At 65.8% G+C, this 6,210-nt stretch carries 5 protein-coding genes; 3 read left to right on the top strand and 2 right to left on the bottom strand.

Annotated elements, in window-relative coordinates:
- Positions 1 to 678 (bottom strand): helix-turn-helix domain-containing protein (locus N1F89_RS15460; RefSeq protein WP_290085116.1); only part of this gene is annotated, 678 nt, incomplete at its 3' end.
- Between the two features lie 772 nt (positions 679 to 1,450).
- On the opposite strand from N1F89_RS15460, the gene N1F89_RS15455 reads away from it, so the two are divergent.
- Positions 1,451 to 2,044 carry an ImmA/IrrE family metallo-endopeptidase gene (locus N1F89_RS15455; RefSeq protein WP_354670331.1) on the top strand — a complete coding sequence of 198 codons (594 nt, stop codon included), beginning with the start codon at positions 1,451 to 1,453 and terminating at the stop codon, positions 2,042 to 2,044.
- Between the two features lie 137 nt (positions 2,045 to 2,181).
- Positions 2,182 to 3,981 (top strand): DNA helicase RecQ, encoded by a 1,800-nt coding sequence (gene recQ, locus N1F89_RS15450; protein WP_290085114.1) that lies wholly within the window; start codon positions 2,182 to 2,184, stop codon positions 3,979 to 3,981.
- 77 nt (positions 3,982 to 4,058) lie between these two features.
- Here recQ and N1F89_RS15445 read toward each other — a convergent pair whose 3' ends face one another.
- Entirely contained in the window at positions 4,059 to 5,246 is a 1,188-nt protein-coding gene (locus tag N1F89_RS15445; RefSeq protein ID WP_290085112.1) for an MFS transporter, read from the bottom strand.
- A gap of 132 nt (positions 5,247 to 5,378) precedes the next feature.
- Between N1F89_RS15445 and N1F89_RS15440 the strand changes: the two genes are divergently transcribed.
- Entirely contained in the window at positions 5,379 to 6,179 is an 801-nt protein-coding gene (locus tag N1F89_RS15440; RefSeq protein ID WP_290085111.1) for an AraC family transcriptional regulator, read from the top strand.
- Positions 6,180 to 6,210: the final 31 nt, after the last annotated feature.

The raw sequence follows: 6,210 nt of genomic DNA, 5'->3' as shown, positions 1-6,210 counted from the left end.
GATGCCGAGCCTGAGCCACCAGACGGAGAGCCTGGACAAGCCGAACAAGGCATTGCCGGAGGCAAAGGGCACCCCGTTGTCGGTTCGGATAGCCGAGGGCAAGCCGAACTCCTTGAAGACGCGTTCGAATATGGTGAAGGCGACGTCGGAACTGGGGGCGGCCATGCCTTCGCAGGCGAGCAGGTAGCGGGATCGATAGTCGGTGATGGTGAGCGGGTAGCAGTACTGGCGGTTGCCGAGCATGAACTCGCCCTTGTAATCGGCACACCACAACCCGTTCGGATCGTGTGCGGCGTGCAGTGCGGTTCCCTCAGCCTTGTAGCGCCGGCGTTTGCGGCGTTTGACCAGGCCGTGCCGGTCGAGCACGGCATGCACGGTGCTGATGGCGGGTGCCTTGATCATCGGGAACTGGCGGATCAGCCTGTCGCGGATCTTGGGCGCCCCCCAGGAAGGATGCTCGTGCTTGATGCCAAGAATGCAGCGCTCGACCTGGAAGGGCAGCCTGTTGGCATGCCGGTAGGGCCTGCGGCTGCGGTCATAAAGGGCATCAAGGCCACACTCCTTGTAGCGGTTGAAGATCTTGTAGCCGGTGACGCGCGAGATGCCGAACTGGCGGCACAGCGACGCCATCTGCTCTCCCTCAAGCAGGCGGGCGACAAAGCGAAGACGTTCATCCATCGGCTTACACTCGTTCCAGGGCATTCGGGGGCTCCCCAAATGCTCGACGTGTAAACCTTGTCTCCGGTAGAAACCGTCAGCTATCTCTCAATAAGCTCACCGATTGCTCCTGTGTGTGGCGCGAGATTGCCTATCCTTACTAAGCTACATCCCGATATTCTGCGGAAACCAGTAACAGCCGGTATCGCCCTCGTTGTTGACGTTCGGAGTAACTCACTTTTTACCCGACAACCTGCCGGCCGGTTCGTTTCCCATCAACGGCAGAACCGACTCGGTATCGGCCGGTCGGCGCCAGGGGCGCGCCCACCTCCTAGCAACGAGAGTTGTTGCCTAACTCTCCGCATATGAATTCGCTTCCAAGAGTTGTTCGCGGTGTATAAACTATAGGCGTCACTAGGGATTCTTTGTCGAGAAGAGCGGTGAATTCGAAAGGCAAGGGCGACAAGCTGGAAGACGCCTTCTATCGCTACCTTATCGATCAAAAAGATCGTGGGGAGCTGATTTTTGATATTCATCCGCCTCAAAACTGTAAAATATACAAAAGAAAGAAATATCACTGTCGCGTGCGCGAAGCAGACGTTGAATTCGATGTCGTTGTGGAAGTTTACAGAACTGGAAGCGACAAACCCCACCTTTACTTGATATTCGAGTGCAAGAATCATTGCGCAAATGTCTCTGAGATTCATGTCAACGATTTCACTTCGAAAGTGGGTCGAATTTTTCCGTATGCATCGAAGGCGGTCCTTGTAGTAAATTCTCCCCTTCAGTAAATTTGTACGAGATCTGCAGAAGATTGGATATCAGTTTACATTTTTCTGATAGTCATGTTCTTGATGTTGGTGGAAATCCAATTCTTGGACAGGCAGATTTTTCGCGGAGAGCAATCGTAATAAATACCCATTCGATCGAGACGCGAGAGCGCTTTACAATTGCACACGAGATCGGTCATTTCGTTTTGGGTCACGAGCGATATTTGTGCTCTGATACCGTAATCGAGCAGGATATTTTTATACTTGAAGAAAAAAAATTACATTTCAATTATAAACGATTAGAATTCCAGGCAAACGCATTCGCATCGGAATTAATTCTTCCAAATGCATATCTTTTGCCGAAAATATATGAACTACGGAAAGAGCTAAATATAAGAGACAGAGGGCATGGTTATATATACGTCGATGATCAAGCCGAAAACCGTAATATATACAATGAATTTATATCAGGAATCTCGACCTATTTTTCAGTATCGAAAGAGGTAATAGAAATTAAACTTATTGAATTAAATTTCTTGACGGACAAAAGAAGTAAAAATGAATTCGCCTCCATATCTAATTTAGTCTACGATATAATACCGCCACGAAGAAGTTGATCAGAATCCATGAAACATAAAGGTAGATCGCGAAATTGCGAATCGACATCTCCTGATCGCGCCGCGTGACGCTCAGGCGGCACAGGCGGGCCAAAGCTGCTATGAAGGGCGCGTCCTGATTCCCTTGCCCGAAGACGATGACCGCCGACGCTCTCGACATTCTCAAGTCCGTCTACGGCTACGACGCGTTCCGGGGGCTGCAGGCGCGCATCATCGACCATGCCATCGGCGGCAGCAACGCCTTCGTGCTGATGCCGACGGGCGGCGGCAAGTCGCTGTGCTACCAGATCCCGGCCATCGCGCGGCCCGGCATGGGCCTCGTCGTGTCGCCGCTGCTGGCGCTGATGGCCGACCAGGTCGCCGCCCTGCGGCAGGCCGGCGTGCGCGCGGCCGCGCTCAACTCCGACCTGCCGGCCGACGAACGCAGCGCGCTGTGGCGCGACATCCGCGAGGGCGCGGTGGACCTGCTCTATGTCGCGCCCGAGACGCTGCTGCGGCCGGAGGTGCTGGGGCGGCTCGAAGGCGTGCGCCTGTCGCTGATCGCCATCGACGAGGCGCACTGCCTGTCGCAATGGGGGCACGACTTCCGCCCCGCCTACCGCCAGCTCGACGCGCTGGTGCGGCAGTTTCCCGGCACGCCGCGCATGGCGCTGACGGCGACGGCCGACGAACCGACGCGGGCGGAGATCCTCGCCCATCTCGAGATTGCCGAGGCCGACGCCTTCATCGCCGGCTTCGACCGGCCCAACATCCGCTACGCCATCGAGGAGAAGGACAATCCGCGCGCGCAGCTGAAGGACCTGCTGAAGCGCCACGCCGGCGAGAGCGGCATCGTCTACTGCCTGTCGAAGCGCAAGACCGACGAGACCGCCGCCTGGCTGCGCGACCAGGGCCATGACGCGCTCGCCTATCATGCCGGCATGGACAAGGCGGCGCGCGAGGCAAACCAGGCGCGCTTCCAGCACGGCGAGGCGGTGGTGATGGTCGCCACCATCGCCTTCGGCATGGGCATCGACAAGCCGGACGTGCGCTTCGTCGCGCATCTCGACCTGCCGGGCAGCATCGAGGCCTACTATCAGGAAACCGGCCGCGCCGGCCGCGACGGCCTGCCCGCCGAGGCGCTGATGCTCTACGGCTACGAGGACATCGCGCTGCGCAGCCGCTTCATCGAGGAGTCCGACGCGCCGGACGCGCGCAAGCGCGTCGAGCGCGGCAAGCTCGACGCGCTGCTCGGCCTGGCCGAGACCGCCGGCTGCCGCCGGCAGGCGCTGCTCGCCTATTTCGGCGACACCGGCGCGCCGTGCGGCAATTGCGACACCTGCGCCGAGCCGCCGAAGCTGTTCGACGGCACGATCGCCGCGCAGAAGGCGCTGTCGTGCATCTACCGCACCGGCGAGCGTTTCGGGCAGGCCTATGTCGTCGACGTGCTGCTGGGGGTTGCGACCGACCGCATCGTCCAGTTCGGCCATGACGGCTGCTCCACCTTCGGCATCGGCACCGAGCACGACAAGCGCACCTGGCGGGCCATCCTGCGCCAGCTCATCGCGCTGCGCCTGGTCGACGTCGATCTCGCCGGCCATGGCGGCCTGTCGATCGCGCCGGCCGGCCGCGCCTTCCTGCGCGACAAGCCGACGCTGATGCTGCGGGTGCCGGCGCCGCCGCGCGCGCGCCGCCGCGGCGCGGTTACCGGCGCCGCCCGGCCGGCGGTCTCGGAAGGCGACCAGACGCTGTTCGAGGCCCTGCGCAAGAAGCGCATGGACATCGCGCGCACGCAGAACGTGCCGCCCTACGTGATCTTCCACGACAAGACGCTGATCGAGCTCGCGGCCGCCAGGCCCGCCTCGCGCGCGGAGATGGCGAGCGTGCCGGGCGTCGGCGAAGCCAAGCTCGACCGCTACGGCCCGGCCTTCCTGACGGTCATCGCAGAGCACGCCTGAGCGGGCCGTCGCGCATGCGCGGCATCGCGCGCGAGCGGCTGCGGCTGCCCGGTGCGTGATGGCAAGCGGGCAGCCGGCTAGCGCCGCTCCGTGTCCGCCGCGGCCGTGTCGGGGCGTCGCCCGAAGGCCGGCGCGCCGGCCAGCGCTGCCGCGGCGAGCGACAGGCTGGCGGCGAGCGCGAACATGTGCGGCCACGAGACGCCGGCCGCCAGGCCGGCAAGCAGCGCGCCGAGCGCGCCGACGCCGTCGAGCAGGACGAAGGCGATGCCCAGCGCGGTGGCGTGGCCGCGCTCCGCCCGGTCGACCGCCGTGGCGAGCACGGCCGCGCGGATGGCGTCGCTCGCGCCGACCGCGACGGCCATCGCCGCGATCATCGGCCAGAACGGCGGCTCGAAGACCAGCATCGCGCCGGCCAGCCCGGCAGCCAGGTTGCCGGCCACCAGCACCGGCCGGCGGCCGACGATGTCGGACACCCGGCCGACCCAGGGCTGGGCCAGCGCGCCGGCAACAAGCAGGCCGGCAAAGACGAGGCCGACCGTCGCCGGCGCGAGGCCGCGCGCGGCCGCCAGATAGAGCGGGATCATGCTGAGAAGCGCCATCAGCGCCATGTTGTAGGCGCAGATCAGCGCGACCAGGCGCAGCCCGCCGGTGCGGCGCCAGGCGGCCAGCAGGTGGCGCAGGTCGGCCGCGCCCGCGGCGGCGCGGTCGCCCTGCGGCACGGTGCGCGCGGCACGGACGAAGCAGATGCCGAAGAGCAGGGCCGGCAGCGCCGAGATCGCCAGCGCGCCGCGCCAGCCGAGATGGGCGAGCAGCACGCCGGCGAAGAGCGGCGCCAGCACCTCGGCCAGCGTGCCGCCGACGGCGTGCATGCCGAGCGCGTGCGCGCGGCGGTCGCCGGCCGTGCGGCTGAGCACGCCGGTCGCGATCGGGTGCCAGGCGGCGTTGCCCATGCCGGCCAGCGAAAGCAGCAGCGCCAGGCTCCAGAAGCCCGGTGCCATGGCGGCCAGGCCGTAGCCGGCGGCGACCCACCAGACCGTGGCGACCAGCAGCCGGCCGCGGTTCGCGACGCGATCGGCCAGCATGCCGGCCGGCAGATAGGCGAGCGCCCCGCCGAGGCCGGCCACCGTGAAGAGCAGGCCGACCTCGCCCGGCGCCAGGTCGAGCGCCAGACCGGCTGCCGGCAGGACGAGCCACAGGGCGGCGATCGGCCAGTCGTTGGCGAGATGGCCGACGGCGAACCAGGCCAGCAGGGTGCGGTGTGTCATGGCGCCGGCGCTCCCGATGCGGCCCCGCGCCCGCGCGCTCCGGGCCCCCGTATCGCTGGCCGTTGCTAGCGACCTCTGCTATGTCTGTCTGTCGACAGACGATCGAAAAGCATCGAGAAAACGTCGAAGCCCGTGGACACCCGGCCCGATCCTCCGCCCGCCGCGCCGCGTCGCCGGCCGCGCTATCGCGGCGAGGCGATCCGGCCGGCCGCCGGCGAACGCTACGGCTGGCACAGCCACGATTTCGGCCAGCTCGTCTCGGCGACCTCGGGCTCGATGTATGTCGGCACCCGCGACCGCGTGCTCCTGCTGAGCGCGGCGATGGCGATCTGGATCCCGCCCGATGCCGAACACTGGATGCGGTACGGGGCGAACAACGCGATGCTCTATGTCGACGTCAACCGCCGGGAGGCGGCGCGGCTCGGCGCGCGGTGCCGCGTGGTGGCCATGACGCCGCTGCTCGCCGCCTTGCTGTCGGCGACGCTGCCCGACAGCGCGCGGGCGCGGTCGGCCGGCCACGAGGCGGCGCTGCACGGTCTCCTGCGCCGCGAGCTCGTCGCCGCGCGCGAGGTGCCGCTGTCGGTCGTCATGCCGCGGGACCGGCGCTTGCGCGCGCCGGCGCAAGCCGCGCTCGACGATCCCGGCGCGATCGGCCCGCTCGAGGCCTGGCTTGCCGGCGTCGCCGCGAGCCGCAAGACGGTCGAGCGCCTGTTCGTCGCCGAGACCGGCCTGCCGCCGTCGCGATGGTTGCGGCAGGTGCGCCTGCTTCACGCCATCGCGCGGCTTTCCGCCGGCGAGAAGGTCGGCTCGGTCGCCTTCGACATGGGCTATGGCTCGTCGAGCGCGTTCGGCTACATGTTCCGCCGCGCGCTCGGGGTCAGCCCTGGCGTCTTCTGCGGCGACGCCGGCATCCGCCGCCGGCCGCGGCGCTGAACGCCGCGCGACGGGGCGCGTGAGCCGGGGC

It is taken from the genome of Aquibium sp. A9E412 (assembly GCF_030398335.1).
Classification (GTDB): Bacteria; Pseudomonadota; Alphaproteobacteria; order Rhizobiales; family Rhizobiaceae; genus A9E412.
This window is presented reverse-complemented; position numbering and strand designations above follow the sequence as displayed.